This is a genomic window from Pseudomonas fluorescens (assembly GCF_012974785.1).
Lineage (GTDB): Bacteria > Pseudomonadota > Gammaproteobacteria > Pseudomonadales > Pseudomonadaceae > Aquipseudomonas > Aquipseudomonas fluorescens_BT.
The window spans coordinates 316,169-330,977 of record NZ_CP027561.1 but is presented as its reverse complement, the minus strand read 5'-3'; the positions used below and the strand labels follow the sequence as shown (position 1 = coordinate 330,977).

Here is a 14,809-nt window from a genome sequence, read left to right as displayed (position 1 = left end):
AACAGGTTTGGACGACGGACGATAGCGACTTTATAAACGATAAATATCGACTTTAAAAGCTAAAAACAAATATCGAGTTTTGTTTTTACCGATTAATACCGATAGAAATCGGTATTAATCGGACTATCACAGTCTCAGAGGCCTTCTTCCAGCACCTTCGACAGCATGTCGACAAAGAAATCCACACTCTGACGCGAGGTGACCATCGGCGGTTTGATCTTGAGGATGTTCAAGTCATCGCCGGTCGGCTGCATGAAGATCCCCAGCTCCCGCAGGCGATCACACAGCAGCGTGGTTTCTTCGGTCGCCGGCTCCAGGGTCTGGCGATTGCGGATCAGTTCGACCCCCAGATAGAACCCCGAGCCATGCACCGCACCGACCAGCGGATGTTTATCGATCAATGCCTCCAGCCGCTGCTTGAAGTACCCGCCGACCACCTGGGCGTTTTCCCAGAGTTTTTCCTCTTCCATCACATCAAGCACGGCCATGCCGATCTGGCAGCTCACCGGACTGCCGCCAGCGGACGAGAAGAAGTAACCCTCGGCCTCCAGCGCTTCGGCGATTTCCCGCCGGGTGATCACGGCGCCCAGCGGCTGGCCATTACCCATGCCCTTGGCCATGGTGATGATGTCCGGCACCACGCCTTGCTCTTCGAAGCCCCAGAAGAAATTCCCCATACGCCCATAACCGACCTGTACCTCGTCGGCGATGCACACACCGCCTCGAGCACGCACCAATTCATAAACTTTTTTCAGATAACCGGGTGGCAGCGAGATCCCGCCTGCATTGCCGTAGACCGGCTCGCAGATGAACCCGGCCAGTTGGCGTTTCTGCTCGTCGATTTTGGCCAGGTTGTGTTCGACGCTGCGCACGTAGTCCGGCGCCGAATCGAGCCCCCGGAATTCGCCCCGATAGATATTCGGCGCGGTCACCGGGTGCACCCAGTCCGGACGACTGCTCAGAGCCTGCGGGTTGTCGGCGATCGAGGTCGACACCGCATCTGCGCCGACCGTCCAGCCGTGATAGGCCTCCAGCACACTGAGCATGTCGCGCCCGCCGCTGTAGGCCCAGGCCAGGCGAATCGCCAGATCATTGGCTTCGCTGCCGCTGTTGACCAGGAACACCCGGTCCATGCCCTCCGGCGCCAGTTTCAGCAAACGTTCGGAAAACTCGGCGACCGCCGCATAGTTGAACCGCGAATTGGTATTGAGCAACGACCACTGTCGGCTCGCGACCGCCGCCATGCGTGGATGACCGTGCCCGAGCACCGCGACGTTATTGAGCATGTCGAGGTAGGAACGGCCTTGCATGTCGATCAGGTGATTGCGCCAGCCGCGTTCGATACGCGGCGGGTCGACGTAATAATGTTTTTGAGTGCGGGCGAAACTGGCGTCACGACGGGCAAGCAGGGCTTTCGCATCCAGCTCGGGCTCGGCGTCGCAGGCCAGGCCCAGCAGCGCTGCCGGCGATGGCGACAGTACCTGCCACGCCGGAGCACGGGTCGGCGTACAGAACAGCGGCGCCTCCAGATGCGCATCGCGGACCAGTTGCACAATCAACGGACCGTCCACCGATCCCAGAACCTGTCCTTTGACCAGCGCCGCGCCGCTGTGCAGCGAGGGCGTCACACCCCACAGGCGCACGCTCAGATTCGGGCCGTCGAGTCGCAGCGCGCCGTCAGCCGACAGATGCAGCACGCCGGCGAACGGCGCTTCGACTGCTGCCCCGCAAGGCACACGCAACTCGACGTGCAGCGGAAACGTCTCAGGTTCCCCGGCGCTGTCAGGCCGGGTGCGGGACAAACGGTACTGCCCGTATCGACTGGCAGCCAGACCATGGATCGCGGCGGCTTCACTCAACAGACGTTGATCGATGACCGGCTGCTCCCAGTTGCCCGCCTCGAAGTGCGCGCTCAGAACACCCAGATCGATCAACGCGAATTCGCGCCCCACCAGCTCCGGCAACAAAGGTGCGAAACCTTCACTGTCGATGGCTGGCAACGCCTGCCCGACCGCCGAGAGGATCGCCGCTTCCATCAGCGCCAGAGGCACCGAAGTGGCGACCCGGAAGATTTCCCACTCATGCGCAAGATTGTCACGGCTGTAGGTATTGCCCGGATCGATGCTGACCTGTTGCTCGCCACTGAGCACCAGCACTGCCGCGCGCGTCACGATCAGCGGCCACAGTGCCTGCAATTCTTCGTGTTGCAACGGATTGACTGCGTGATAGGCCTGCACCGCCGGCAGGATCACGAACGGATCGCCCCCGGCGTGATGCAGCAGCGCGGCGCAGGTGACCGACAGATCGGTGATGCGCCAGGTGCGCACCAGATCACCGAAATCGATGACGCCTTGCATTTGCCAGTGACGCCGGGCATCGCGCTGCCAGACCACGTTGTCATCGGTGATGTCCATGTGGATCGCCTGCACCGGCAATTTGTCCAGCAGCGGTTGCAGGCGCCGTCGAGCCTGCTCGGCGGCATCGGCGATCAGACCGCGCTGTTGCCGGTCCTCGATCACTGGCAGCAGGTGCTCGATCAGGGCGCCGGCATGGCGCGCATCCCACTGCAATGTACGTTCAAGTCCTGGATGGTCGAACCCGGCCAGGGCCAGATCCATTTCACCGCAGAGTCGACCGAATCCGGCAACCACCTCGTGGCCGAGATGATCCAGGGCCGTCAGAGACTGGCCCTCGATGTAGTCGAGCAGCCGCACGTGCACCGCTTCTCCACCGATTTCCAGCGACAACAGGTCCTGGCCGTCACTGGCCGGGATGACCCGGGGAACGTGGACATCGCAATGTTCGACCAGATACTTCAGGCCGGCATGCTGGGCCTGCAGCTCCACCAGCGAATAGTCGCCGCGACAGATCTTCAGTACGAATCGCCCGCGTTCGCTGTCTACGCGATAGTTGAGATCCTGCTGGCTGCCCAGCGCCTGTAATGTGCCGCCCAACCCGTAATGTTGCTCCAACACTTGCAAGGCTTGCTCCGCAGTGACCTGCGGGCCGGGCAGACTGGCGCGGTGAATCAGCGTGGCGAACGACATGAAGCGACCCCTGTATTTTTATAAGGCGTTTATATCGCCATTGCTTCAGACGATAAGCAACCCCTTAAATCGGTTCAGATCGGTTAATGACTGCCGATACACACGACTATCATTAAAGGTGACTTTTCCCACAGGTTTTTCAGATTGCGTTCCACGCCCCTCCACCTCACCCTGAAGGATCAGAACTACCGTAGTGGTCTACCCGATGGCCGGTAGCGACCCGATAGACTATAAAAAACATCAGAACTCGCGCGCTCCGGCACTTTGCGCAAAAATATCGGTCATTCCACCTTTACTTGGAATTTTTTCATGAATGTAATTACCACCGACCTACCGGGTGTTCTGATCATCGAACCCAAGGTATTTGGTGACGAGCGCGGTTTCTTTTACGAAAGTTTCAATGCCAAGGCTTTTGAGGACGCAACCGGTATCACTCCGCATTTCGTCCAGGACAACCATTCCCGATCACAAAAAGGCGTACTGCGCGGTTTGCATTACCAGGTGCAACATACCCAGGGCAAACTGGTGCGGGTCACCGCAGGTGAAGTTCTCGACGTGGCGGTGGATATTCGCCGCAGCTCGCCGAACTTCGGTAAATGGGTGGCTGTACACCTGTCCGCCGACAATTACCGCCAACTGTGGATTCCGGAAGGTTTCGCCCATGGTTTCCTGGTGCTGAGCGACTACGCCGAGTTCCTCTATAAAACCACGGACTACTACACCCCGGCGGCCGAACGCAGCATTCGCTGGAACGATCCGGACCTTGGCATTGACTGGCAATTGACTGAAGCGCCGACGCTGTCTGCCAAGGACCAGACCGCAGCTTTTTTCAAGGACGCCGAAGTCTTTTCCTGATTCCCTGTGTGAATCTTCCACGCACGCGTATCCAAAAAAAGCGGATGCACAGATCAAGCCCGGCCCGGGCATAATGCGCCTGTTCCCCCAGGCGCTTGAGGATCATGACTCCACCCCTTCCCCGCAGACCTCGCTGGCGCAGCCTCGCCCTGCTGGCCCTGTGCCTGGCCCCGCTGCTGTGGCCGCTGCAACATCTGGCCGAGCGCTATTACCGCAGTGAACTGATCGGGCAGAACCGCCAGACACTCGACCTCTACGTCGCCAACCTGCTGGGCACCCTGCATCGCTACGAAGTGCTGCCACAGATCCTCGGCGACCTGCCGGCCCTGCGGGCGGTCGTCGGTGCTCCGGACGATGGTGTCACTCAGGGCAATGCCAATCGCCTGCTGAAGAACATCGCCGCCCAGACCGGTGCCGAAGTCATGTACTTGATGGATACCACCGGCAAGACGCTGGCGGCCTCGAACTGGGACAAGCATGACAGTTTCGTCGGGCGCAATTTCTCGTTCCGGCCTTACTTCAGCGAAGCGATGGCCGGGCGGCTGGGGCGCTTCTTCGGCCTTGGCACCACGTCCGCCAAGCGTGGTTACTTCTTTGCGGCGGCCGTGCGCAACGGCGAAAAAATCATCGGCGTGCTCGTAATCAAGGTCGATCTCGACCACACCGAAAGCCTGTGGGGAAAAACCCCGGAACAATTGCTGGTGACCGATCACAACGGCGTGGTCATCCTTACGTCGCGCCCGGAATGGCGATTCCGCTCGACCCGTCCGCTAAATGACGATGAACGCTCGGCGATCACCGCCATTCAGCCCTATCCGACTCGCTCACCGCGTCCGCTGAATCTCAGCTCGACAGCCTGGCTGACCCAGACCCGGGCGATCGAGGAAACCGGCTGGAGCGTCAGCATTCTTGCTCCGCGCACCTTGATCGACCGTCCGGTGCGGACCGTGGTGGCCGTTGGCGGCGCCACGCTGTTGGTGGTCATGCTGTTGCTCGGGCTGATGATGCAGCGCCGCCGACACTATCTGGAACGGATTGCCTTCGAAGCCAAGGCCCGACGTGAACTCGAAGGTCGGGTTGCCGAACGGACCAGCGATCTGGAGGGCCTCAATCGGCGCCTGAAACAGGAAGTGCTGGAACGCGAGCACGCCCAGCAGGAGCTGGTGCGCGCTCAGGACGATCTGGTGCAGGCCGGCAAGCTGTCGGCGCTGGGCACCATGTCGGCGAGCATCAGTCACGAGCTCAATCAGCCGCTGGCGGCGATCCGCAGTTACGCGGAAAACGCCGAGGTGCTGCTTGACCATCAGCGCACCGACGACGCTCGCGGCAACCTTAAATTGATCAGCGAACTGACCGGGCGCATGGCATCGATCATCGCTCACCTGCGCGCCTTCGCCCGCCGCGATCGTCACGCCCCGGAAAGCGTGGCCCTGCAACCGGCGCTGGACGATGCGTTGGCGCTGCTGGCCAAACGCCGTCGGAGTATGGATGTCGAGCTGATCCGCGACCTGCCCGCCGCAACCTTGTGGGTCGAGGCCGGGGAAACCCGTCTGCGCCAGGTGCTCGGCAACCTGCTGGCCAACGCACTCGATGCCCTGACCGAGAAAGGCCCGCCGCGCAAATTGTGGCTGAGTGCCGAATCCACCGGTGAAGGCGTCAATCTGTACATTCGTGACAACGGCCCGGGGTTTTGCATGGAAGCCCTGGGCCGCGCCAGCGAACCGTTTTACACCACCAAGACCCGTACGCAGGGCCTGGGTCTGGGTTTGGCCATTTGCGAAACCCTGATGCGCGCCTTCGGCGGTGAACTGTCGTTCGCCAACCACAAGCAAGGTGGCGCCTTGATCACCCTGCGGCTGCGCGCCGGCGCGCCCGGGGTCAGCCTGCAACCGTCCGAGGATCGAAGTGCATGACCATCGACAACCGCATTCAGGTGGTGCTGATCGACGACGATCCGCACCTGCGTCAGGCCCTGGGCCAGACGCTGGATCTGGCCGGCCTGAAAATCCTTCCGCTGTCCGAAGCCAAGGGCCTGGCCGCCCAACTGGAGCGTGACTGGCCTGGCGTGGTGGTCAGCGACATCCGCATGCCCGGCATGGACGGTCTTGAATTATTGAGCGAACTGCACGCCCAGGACCCTGAGCTGCCCGTGCTGCTGATCACCGGCCACGGCGACGTGCCGCTGGCCGTGCAGGCCATGCGCGCCGGTGCCTACGACTTCCTCGAAAAGCCGTTTGCCAGCGACGCCCTGCTCGACAGCGTGCGCCGCGCACTGGCCCTGCGGCGCCTGGTGCTGGACAACCGCAGCCTGCGCATGGCCCTCAGCGACCGCAACGAGCTGAGCGCGCGACTGGTCGGCCAGTCCGCCCCGATGGCGCGTCTGCGCGAGCAGATCGGCGCACTGGCCGCGACCAAGGCTGATGTCCTGATCCTCGGCGAAACCGGTGCCGGCAAAGAAGTCGTCGCCCGCGCACTGCACGACCTGTCGAGCCGGCGCAACGGCCCGTTCGTGGCGATCAACGCCGGGGCACTGGCCGAGTCGGTCGTGGAAAGCGAACTGTTCGGCCACGAGCCCGGTGCATTCACCGGTGCGCAAAAACGCCGGATCGGTAAATTCGAATTCGCCAATGGCGGCACGTTGTTTCTCGATGAAATCGAGAGCATGAGCATGGACGTGCAGGTCAAACTGCTGCGCATGCTGCAGGAACGAGTGGTCGAACGGCTGGGCGGCAATCAGTTGATCCCGCTGGATATCCGCGTCATCGCCGCGACCAAGGAAGACCTGCGCCAGGCCGCCGATCAAGGACGGTTCCGGGCGGACTTGTATTACCGCCTCAACGTGGCGCCGCTGCGCATTCCGCCACTGCGTGAGCGGGGCGAAGACGCGCTGGTGCTCTTCCAGCACTACGCCGATGAAGCCAGCGCCCGCCACGGTCTGCCACCTCATGAACTGCAACCGGCACAACGGGCGTTGCTGCTGCGTCACTCATGGCCGGGCAATGTGCGCGAATTGCAGAACGCGGCGGAACGTTTCGCCCTCGGCCTGGAACTGGCGCTGGACAATACTCAGACCGACGGCAGCAGTGGCACCATCGAGGTCACGAGTGGAGGCCTGAGTGAACAGGTGGAAAATTTCGAAAAGTCGCTGATCGCCGCCGAACTGGCCCGTTCGCACAGCTCGGTGCGCAGTCTCGCCGAAGCGCTGGGTATTCCGCGCAAGACCCTGCACGACAAACTGCGCAAGCACGGGCTGAACTTCGCCGACAGCAGCAGCCATGGAGACGAATCCGAATGAATCGTGACAGTCGCTATCTGGAATCCGTCCTCCATCACGACATTCCGCTGACCCGGGACATGGGCCTCAAAGTGCTTGACTGGCACGAGGGTGAGTTGCGTCTGCACCTGCCACTGGAAGCCAACGTCAATCACAAGAGCACCATGTTCGGCGGCAGTCTGTATTGCGGCGCAGTGCTGGCCGGCTGGGGCTGGCTGCATCTGCGCTTGAAGGAAGAAGGCATCACCGACGGACACATCGTGATCCAGGAAGGACAGATCAGTTATCCGCTGCCGGTTACCGGCGATGCCAACGCCATCTGCGCAGCGCCGAATGCGGCCGTGTGGAAGAAGTTTCTGACGATGTATCAGCGCTACGGGCGGGCGCGATTGACACTGCAAACGCGAGTCGTCAATGCGGGTAGCGATGAGGATGCGGTGACCTTCAGCGGGCAGTACGTCCTGCACCGCTGAGGTGTGGAAGTGCGCTTACGAACGGGCCAGTTCCAGCAGCTTCGTGCGCCACGCGGCTTTTGCCGGCAGCGCCAGGAAGAACTCGTTCAGCAGTGTTTCCCGCGCCGGGTAGCAGAACGCTTCTCCGTTCAAACTCAGCACCTCGCCACCTGCGCCTTCCAGCACGCCTTGCGCCGCCGCCGTGTCCCACTGGGATGTCGGCGCAAGCCGCGGATAGCAATCCGCTGCGCCTTCGGCCAGCAGACAGAATTTCAGCGAACTGCCGATATTGGCCAGTTGCAATTCGCCCAGGCTTGCACTCAAACCAGACAGCAGCCGCTCCTGCTCCGGACTCGAATGGCGACGGCTGGCGACCACGGTGAAGGCTTCGCCAGGCCCCGGCACGTCACGCACCTGAATCGCCACTGGCGTACCGCCCTTATCGCCACGCCAGGCACCCAGCCCCGCACCACCGACGTAGAAACGCCCATTGGTCGGCATCGACACCACGCCAAAAACTACCCGGCCATTTTCGATCAAGGCAATGTTGACGGTGAATTCTTCGCTGCCGCTGATGAATTCCTTGGTGCCATCCAGCGGATCCACCAGCCACCAGCGCTGCCAGCCGGCGCGCACGCTCTGCGGGATGCTGGCGTCTTCTTCGGACAACACCGGGATGCTCGGATCCAGGGCGGTCAGGCCAGCCACGATCACCTCGTGCGCGGCGATATCCGCAGCAGTCACCGGCGAATCATCAGACTTGGCGGTCACCGCCACATCGGCACGCCAGAACGGCAGAATCGCCTCGCCGGCCCGCAACGCCAGTTCAACCACCGGCGCCATCAACGGATGGGGAAAACTCATAGACATCTCACTCATGACTGAAAAAAGCCGCGCTGGGTCAGCAGATCGCGGGCCAGGTACAACGCCGCCAAGGCCCGACCTTCGGAAAATTGCGGATTTTGCGCCAATGAAGAAAGGTCCCGCAGGTTGATCTTGTCCACCCGCATCGGCTCCGGCTCGTCGCCTTCCAGGCGCTCTTCATACAGATTGCTGGCAAGCACCACCTGGATTTTCTGGCTCATGTAACCGGGGGACAACGACAGCTCGGTCAGGTGTTCCAGTTGCCGGGCACCGTAGCCCGCCTCTTCCTTGAGCTCGCGCTCGGCCGCCGCCAGCACGTCCTCGCCCGGTTCGATCAACCCTTTGGGCAGTGACAGTTCGTACTCGTCGGTGCCGCCGCAGTATTCCTCGACCAGCACCGCGTGCTCCGCATCGAGCATCGCCACAATCATCACCGCGCCGTAACCGGCGCCCTTGCCCACCAGCCGCTCGTAGGTGCGCTCCACGCCATTGGAAAAGCGCAGCTTCAGCTCTTCGACGCAGAACAGACGGCTGGTGGCGACGATTTCCCGGGCGAGTACGGTTGGTTTCTGGCGCATGCAAAGCTCCTTGGCGTGAACGCGCTACTATAACGCGGCTTTTCCGATTGTTTGCGTCGGATATCTTTCTACCGTTCGAGACGTTGCCATGCCTTCATTACCGTGGTCCGACATCGATACCGTTCTGCTGGACATGGACGGCACGTTGCTGGATCTGCACTTCGACAACCATTTCTGGCTGGAACACTTGCCACAACGCTACGCCGAACTGCACGGCGTGAGCCGGGCCATGGCGGAGATGGAGTTGCAGCCGTTGTTCGAACGCCATGCCGGTCAATTGCAGTGGTATTGCCTGGATTTCTGGAGCGCGGAGCTGAAGCTGTCGGTGCGCGAACTGAAGCTGGAAACCGCCCACTTGATCGCCCTGCGTCCCGACGCCGACACGTTTCTGGCTGCCCTCAGACGCGCCGGCAAACGCGTGGTGATGATCACCAATGCGCACCGTGATTCGCTGTCGCTGAAACTGGAACGAATTGAACTGGCACCGTACTTCGAGCGGCTGATCAGTTCCCACGATTACGGTTTTCCCAAGGAGAACCCGCAATTCTGGGACGCCTTGCAGGCCGACATCGACTTCGACCCGGCGCGCAGCCTGTTCATCGACGACACCTTGCCGATCCTGCGCAGTGCGCGGAATTTCGGCGTGGCGCATCTGTTGGCCGTCAGGGAACCGGACAGCCGCAAAGGGCCGAAAGACACCGGGGAGTTTGCGGCGGTCGAGGATTACCGGGATTTGATTGCCGGGCTCTGAAGACTGCAGGAGCCGCCAAAGGCTGCTCCTGCAGGCGTGTTGTTACTCAGGAATACGCAGTGTCTGCCCCGGATAAATCTTGTCCGGGTGTGACAGCATTGGCTTGTTGGCCTCGAAAATCTTGTTGTACTGGTTGGCATTGCCATACACCGCCAGGGAAATCGCGCTGAGGGTGTCGCCCTTTTTCACCACCACGAAACGTGCGGCAGCCACCACCGGCCCGGTGACCGTGATCTGGTCATCGACACTGCCCACGCCTTGGATATTGCCGACGGCCAGCAGAATCTTCTCTTTCTCTTCCTGGCTTGCCACTTCGCCGGTGACCGTCACCTTGTCACCGTCCACGGTGGCGTGGACATTCGGGTTACCCAACCCGACCTTGCTGATATGTTCCTTCAATTGCTCGCTGGCATTGGCGTTGCCGGGGGTCAGCAGGTCGATCAGTTTCTCACCTGCTTCTTTTACAAAGTCCAAAAGACTCATAGCGCACACTCCTTGATTTAGGTTCCAGACGCCCAAGCCTAGACCACCGCGAACCAGCCCGGTTCCGGCCCGACCAATGACCCTGCCCTCGCGCAAGCGGTAGAATCGCCCACCCTTGCCAGCGCCCCGGAGCGAAGATGGACATCAAGCAGCTGAAATTCCTCATCGCCCTCGACGAAACCCGCCACTTCGGCCAGGCCGCCGCCCGCTGCCACATTACCCAGCCGACCTTGTCGATGCGCCTGCGCAGCCTCGAAGAAGAACTCGATCTGCCGCTGGTCAATCGCGGCCAGCGCTTCGAAGGTTTCACCGCACCTGGTGAACGCGTGCTGGCCTGGGCGCGCACGGTGCTGGCGGCTTATGACGGCCTGCAGGCGGAAGCGGCAGCCTGTCGCGGCAACCTGATTGGCACCTTGCGTCTGGGGGTCGTGCCACTGTCGAGTTTCGACCCGCTGCCGCTGATGCAACGCCTGCACGCCGCACACCCGGACCTGCGTTTCGAGCTGTCGGCGCTGAGTTCGGAGCAGATCCTCGAACAACTGGCGGACAACCGGATCGACATCGGCGTGTCCTATCTGGATCGTCTCGACAATGAGCGTTTCGAATCCCTGGCGTTCGACGAAACCCGCATGGGCCTGCTCTACGATCAGCGTTCCTTCAGTTTCGGCGAAGCACCGCTGAGCTGGCAGGCGCTGATCGAACTGCCGCTGGGCATGCTCACCAGCGGCATGCACTTTCGCCAGTCCATCGACCACAATTTCCACAGCCGCGGCCTGACACCACAGCCGTTGTTGCAGACCGACGCAGTGCATCAATTGTTACAAGCTGTGCACGGCGGATTCTGCTGCGCGATCATGCCGCTGGACGGCGGCCTCGAAAGCCTCACCGATCACCTGCGCCTGCAACCGATCGAAAACGCCCAGACCCTCGCCCGCCTGGGCTTGATCATGCGCCGCGGCGCCCCGCGTTCGGCACTGGCCGAGGCCTGTTTCGCGCTTTATCAGAAATCGCCAGCGGCCGCTTGATCGACGGCATCTATCGATAGATCGACACTAGCGATTAGACGCGACAAGTTGCCGCGCCTAGTCTTAACGTTGATCAATCCCTCGGTGATGCCATGAACGCCAAGCGCCCGGCCTGCGCGGCGCCTGCTCTCGAAACGCCCGCGCCCGCCGCCAGTCAGACCTACAGCTACAGCGACCTGCCCCTGGCGGAGTCGGCCAGCACCGCGCTGGCCGAAGAAGTCGCACTGGCGATTGCCTACAACGGCATCAGCCAGGCGGTGATGCTGGTCACCCCGACCGACCTTGAAGACTTCATCGTCGGCTTCAGCCTCGGCAGCGGCATCATCGAAGACGCCTCGGACATCTACGACCTGCAACTGACCGGTGCGGGCTCGGCGCAATACGCGCAAGTGACCATCGCCAACCGCGCCTTCTGGAACCTCAAGCAGCAGCGTCGGCAACTGGCCGGCACCAGCGGTTGCGGGTTGTGCGGCGTCGAAGCAGTGGAGCAGGCGTTGCCTGATCTCAAGGTTTTGCCCGGCGCACCGTTGCCGCCCGCCGAATGGCTCGACGGTCTGCGCCAACGCATCGGCGCCTTCCAGCCATTGGGCCAACATTGCGGCGCGGTGCACGCGGCGGTGTTCATGAATGCCAGCGGCGAATTGCTGCTGGGTCGTGAAGACATCGGCCGGCACAACGCTCTCGACAAACTGATCGGCGGCCTGATCCGACAAAAGATATCCACAACCGGCGGCCTGGCGATCGTCACCAGCCGCTGCAGCCTCGAATTGATCCAGAAAGTCTTGCGTGCCGGCATCCAGACCCTCGTCAGTCTGTCCGCGCCCACCGGCCTCGCCGTGCAATGGGCCCGGCGCCACCACCTCAATCTCATCCACCTGCCGCAGAAGAACGCGCCGCGGGTGTATAGCCCAGAAATGGAGAAACACTCGTGAGCCAACACCATCAAGCCGACCAGAAACCCGTCCCGCGCTACAAGCCTTACAAGGGCGCTGCCGGCGGCTGGGGCGCACTGATCAGCGTGGCCCAGGCCTGGCTGACCAGCGACAATGCGCTGAAGAACCTGCGCATGATGCTCAAGACCAACCAGAACGGCGGCTTCGACTGCCCGGGCTGCGCCTGGGGCGACTCCCCGGAAAGCGGCATGGTCAAGTTCTGCGAGAACGGCGCCAAAGCGGTGAACTGGGAAGCGACCAAACGTCGGGTGGACGGCAAATTCTTCGCCAAACACAGCGTCACCGCTTTGCTGGAACAGAGCGACTACTGGCTCGAGTATCAAGGTCGCCTGACCGAGCCGGTCGTGTATGACGCCGAAACCGATCGCTACAAGCCAATCAGCTGGGACGATGCCTACGCGCTGATCGGCAAACACCTGCAAGCGCTGTCGAGTCCGGATCAGGCCGAGTTCTACACCTCGGGCCGCGCCAGCAACGAAGCGGCGTACCTGTATCAACTGTTCGTGCGCGCCTTCGGCACCAACAACTTCCCCGACTGCTCGAACATGTGCCACGAGGCCAGCGGTGTTGCGTTGGCGCAAAGTGTCGGTGTCGGCAAAGGCACCGTGACCTTCGACGACTTCGAACACGCCGATGCAATTTTCGTCTGGGGCCAGAACCCCGGCACCAACCACCCGCGCATGCTTGAGCCGCTGCGTGAAGCGGTGAAACGCGGTGCTCAGGTGGTGTGCATCAACCCGCTGAAAGAGCGCGGCCTGGAACGCTTCCAGCACCCGCAGCACCCGATCGAAATGCTCACCAATGGCGACAAACCGACCAACACCGCGTATTTCCGCCCGGCACTGGGCGGCGACATGGCGGTGTTGCGCGGCATGGCCAAATTCCTGCTGCAATGGGAACGCGATGCGCAGAAGGCCGGCGCACCGGCAGTGTTCGATCACGATTTCCTGAATGAACACAGCGTCAACGTGCTGGAATACCTGGGCGTCGTCGATGACACGCCGTGGGAGCAGATCGTCTCGCAGTCCGGCCTGACCTTGGTCGAGATCGAGCAAGCGGCGCGCATGTACGCCAAAGGCAAGAACGTGATCATGTGCTGGGCGATGGGCATCACCCAGCACCGCCATTCAGTGCCGACCATCCAGGAAATCGCCAACCTGATGCTGCTGCGCGGCAACATCGGCAAGCCCGGCGCCGGTCTGTGCCCGGTGCGCGGTCACAGTAACGTGCAGGGCGACCGCACCATGGGCATCAACGAGCGTCCGCCGGTGGCGTTCCTCGACTCCCTGGAGCGTCGCTTCCAGTTCAAGGTGCCACGCCACAACGGGCACAACGTGGTCGAGGCGATTCACGCGATGGCCGAAGGTCGCGCCAAGGTGTTCATCGGCCTGGGCGGCAACTTCGCCCAGGCCACGCCGGACAGCCCGCGCACCTTCCAGGCCCTGAGCAACTGCGACCTGACCGTGCAGATCAGCACCAAGCTCAACCGCAGCCACCTCGCCCACGGCAAGGACGCATTGATCCTGCCGTGCCTGGGCCGTACCGACATCGACATCCAGACCGAGGGCCCGCAAGCCGTCACCGTGGAAGACTCGTTCAGCATGGTGCACGCCTCCAATGGTCAGCTGCAGCCGCTGTCGAACCAGATGCGCTCGGAGCCGTCGATCATCGCCGGCATCGCCGCCGCAACCCTGGGCAGCAAACCGGTGGACTGGAACTGGCTGGTGGCCGACTACCGGCGCATTCGCGAACTGATCGCCGACACCATTCCGGGCTTCAAGGACTTCAACGAGAAGGTGAAGAACCCGGGCGGTTTCTACCTCGGCAACAGCGCCGGCGCGCGCAAGTGGAACACCACATCGGGCCGGGCCAACTTCAAGCCGAACCTGCTGCCCAAGGACCTGATTCACGAACGCACCCGCGCCACCGGCAAACTGCCGGACCTGATCCTGCAATCGATGCGCTCTCACGATCAGTACAACACCACGATTTATGGTCTCGACGACCGTTATCGTGGCGTGAAGGGACAGCGTGACGTGTTGTTTGCCAACGAGGCGGACATCATTCGCCTGGGCTTCAAGCCCGGGCAGAAGGCTGACATCGTGTCGTTGTGGGATGATGGCCGCGAGCGTCGGGTGAAGGGCTTCACGCTGCTGGCGTTCGATATACCGGCGGGGCAAGCGGCGGCTTATTACCCTGAAGTGAACCCGTTGGTGCCGCTGGAAAGCACCGGCGATGGCAGCCATACGCCGACGTCGAAGTTCATCGCAATCAGGTTGGAGGCGGCGAGTGAGACGGGACTGATCATGGCCAAGTCAGCCTGAGACGGCGCCTGAACGAGCCCGCTCGCGAAAGCGGCAGCCGAATCAATGATCTTTTCCTGCGCGAACACTTTTCAACCGCCCACAAAAAAGGCCGCTTTGTGATCAAAGCGGCCTGTCCGAAGTAGTTAAAGACCGGCGAAAAACGGTTAAGTTCCACCCAAAAATCAGTAGCTTGCAGAATTGTATACAGGTGGTGCTATTCG

Annotated in this window: 12 protein-coding genes; 8 read left to right on the top strand and 4 right to left on the bottom strand. The window is 61.8% G+C overall.

The genetic code is table 11. The features are described from left to right. Positions 1-134 precede the first annotated feature (134 nt). The gene (locus C6Y56_RS01420; RefSeq protein ID WP_169428422.1) at positions 135-3,047 is read right to left on the bottom strand and encodes an aminotransferase; all 2,913 of its coding nucleotides are present in this window, start codon (positions 3,045-3,047) and stop codon (positions 135-137) included. Between the two features lie 309 nt (positions 3,048-3,356). On the opposite strand from C6Y56_RS01420, the gene rfbC reads away from it, so the two are divergent. From rfbC to C6Y56_RS01400, 4 genes are all read left to right on the top strand, one after another. Beyond that, positions 3,357-3,902 carry a dTDP-4-dehydrorhamnose 3,5-epimerase gene (rfbC, locus tag C6Y56_RS01415; protein ID WP_169428421.1) on the top strand — a complete coding sequence of 182 codons (546 nt, stop codon included), beginning with the start codon at positions 3,357-3,359 and terminating at the stop codon, positions 3,900-3,902. Positions 3,903-4,006: 104 nt separating this feature from the next. Continuing rightward, the gene (locus C6Y56_RS01410) at positions 4,007-5,815 is read left to right on the top strand and encodes a sensor histidine kinase (protein WP_169428420.1); all 1,809 of its coding nucleotides are present in this window, start codon (positions 4,007-4,009) and stop codon (positions 5,813-5,815) included. Then, entirely contained in the window at positions 5,812-7,197 is a 1,386-nt protein-coding gene (locus tag C6Y56_RS01405; RefSeq protein ID WP_169428419.1) for a sigma-54-dependent transcriptional regulator, read from the top strand. Before C6Y56_RS01410 ends, C6Y56_RS01405 begins: the two co-directional genes overlap by 4 nt. Next, positions 7,194-7,649: a YiiD C-terminal domain-containing protein gene (locus tag C6Y56_RS01400; protein WP_169428418.1), complete on the top strand. Its 456-nt coding sequence runs from the start codon at positions 7,194-7,196 to the stop codon at positions 7,647-7,649. The genes C6Y56_RS01405 and C6Y56_RS01400 overlap by 4 nt, the downstream gene beginning before the upstream one ends. A gap of 15 nt (positions 7,650-7,664) precedes the next feature. On the opposite strand, the gene cysQ is transcribed toward C6Y56_RS01400, so the two are convergent. Further along, complete coding sequence (cysQ, locus tag C6Y56_RS01395; protein ID WP_169432583.1) at positions 7,665-8,498, bottom strand: 3'(2'),5'-bisphosphate nucleotidase CysQ; 834 nt, start codon at positions 8,496-8,498, stop codon at positions 7,665-7,667. A 5-nt stretch (positions 8,499-8,503) separates the two neighbouring features. After that, positions 8,504-9,070 (bottom strand): ADP compounds hydrolase NudE, encoded by a 567-nt coding sequence (gene nudE / locus C6Y56_RS01390; RefSeq protein ID WP_169428417.1) that lies wholly within the window; start codon positions 9,068-9,070, stop codon positions 8,504-8,506. 88 nt (positions 9,071-9,158) lie between these two features. On the opposite strand from nudE, the gene yrfG reads away from it, so the two are divergent. Beyond that, a complete protein-coding gene (gene yrfG / locus C6Y56_RS01385; RefSeq protein ID WP_169428416.1) occupies positions 9,159-9,821 on the top strand; it encodes a GMP/IMP nucleotidase in 663 nt (220 codons plus the stop codon). 42 nt (positions 9,822-9,863) lie between these two features. On the opposite strand, the gene lysM is transcribed toward yrfG, so the two are convergent. Further along, positions 9,864-10,304, bottom strand: coding sequence for a peptidoglycan-binding protein LysM (gene lysM, locus C6Y56_RS01380; RefSeq protein ID WP_169428415.1), 441 nt, complete (start codon positions 10,302-10,304; stop codon positions 9,864-9,866). Between the two features lie 137 nt (positions 10,305-10,441). Here lysM and C6Y56_RS01375 point away from each other — a divergent pair, with 137 nt between their 5' ends. The 3 genes from C6Y56_RS01375 (at position 10,442) to C6Y56_RS01365 (ending at position 14,606) form a co-directional block, all read left to right on the top strand. Beyond that, a complete protein-coding gene (locus tag C6Y56_RS01375) occupies positions 10,442-11,329 on the top strand; it encodes a LysR family transcriptional regulator (protein ID WP_169428414.1) in 888 nt (295 codons plus the stop codon). A 92-nt stretch (positions 11,330-11,421) separates the two neighbouring features. Next, positions 11,422-12,261: a formate dehydrogenase accessory sulfurtransferase FdhD gene (gene fdhD, locus C6Y56_RS01370; protein WP_169428413.1), complete on the top strand. Its 840-nt coding sequence runs from the start codon at positions 11,422-11,424 to the stop codon at positions 12,259-12,261. After that, the gene (locus C6Y56_RS01365; protein WP_169428412.1) at positions 12,258-14,606 is read left to right on the top strand and encodes an FdhF/YdeP family oxidoreductase; all 2,349 of its coding nucleotides are present in this window, start codon (positions 12,258-12,260) and stop codon (positions 14,604-14,606) included. The genes fdhD and C6Y56_RS01365 overlap by 4 nt, the downstream gene beginning before the upstream one ends. The last annotated feature ends 203 nt before the right edge of the window (positions 14,607-14,809 follow it).

Excerpts from the sequence above, each read along its gene's own strand:
- C6Y56_RS01420 (WP_169428422.1), bottom strand. The coding sequence starts at position 3,047 with ATGTCGTTCGCCACGCTGATTCACCGCGCCAGTCTGCCCGGCCCGCAG.
- rfbC (WP_169428421.1), top strand. The coding sequence starts at position 3,357 with ATGAATGTAATTACCACCGACCTACCGGGTGTTCTGATCATCGAACCC.
- C6Y56_RS01410 (WP_169428420.1), top strand. The coding sequence starts at position 4,007 with ATGACTCCACCCCTTCCCCGCAGACCTCGCTGGCGCAGCCTCGCCCTG.
- C6Y56_RS01405 (WP_169428419.1), top strand. The coding sequence starts at position 5,812 with ATGACCATCGACAACCGCATTCAGGTGGTGCTGATCGACGACGATCCG.
- C6Y56_RS01400 (WP_169428418.1), top strand. The coding sequence starts at position 7,194 with ATGAATCGTGACAGTCGCTATCTGGAATCCGTCCTCCATCACGACATT.
- cysQ (WP_169432583.1), bottom strand. The coding sequence starts at position 8,498 with ATGTCTATGAGTTTTCCCCATCCGTTGATGGCGCCGGTGGTTGAACTG.
- nudE (WP_169428417.1), bottom strand. The coding sequence starts at position 9,070 with ATGCGCCAGAAACCAACCGTACTCGCCCGGGAAATCGTCGCCACCAGC.
- yrfG (WP_169428416.1), top strand. The coding sequence starts at position 9,159 with ATGCCTTCATTACCGTGGTCCGACATCGATACCGTTCTGCTGGACATG.
- lysM (WP_169428415.1), bottom strand. The coding sequence starts at position 10,304 with ATGAGTCTTTTGGACTTTGTAAAAGAAGCAGGTGAGAAACTGATCGAC.
- C6Y56_RS01375 (WP_169428414.1), top strand. The coding sequence starts at position 10,442 with ATGGACATCAAGCAGCTGAAATTCCTCATCGCCCTCGACGAAACCCGC.
- fdhD (WP_169428413.1), top strand. The coding sequence starts at position 11,422 with ATGAACGCCAAGCGCCCGGCCTGCGCGGCGCCTGCTCTCGAAACGCCC.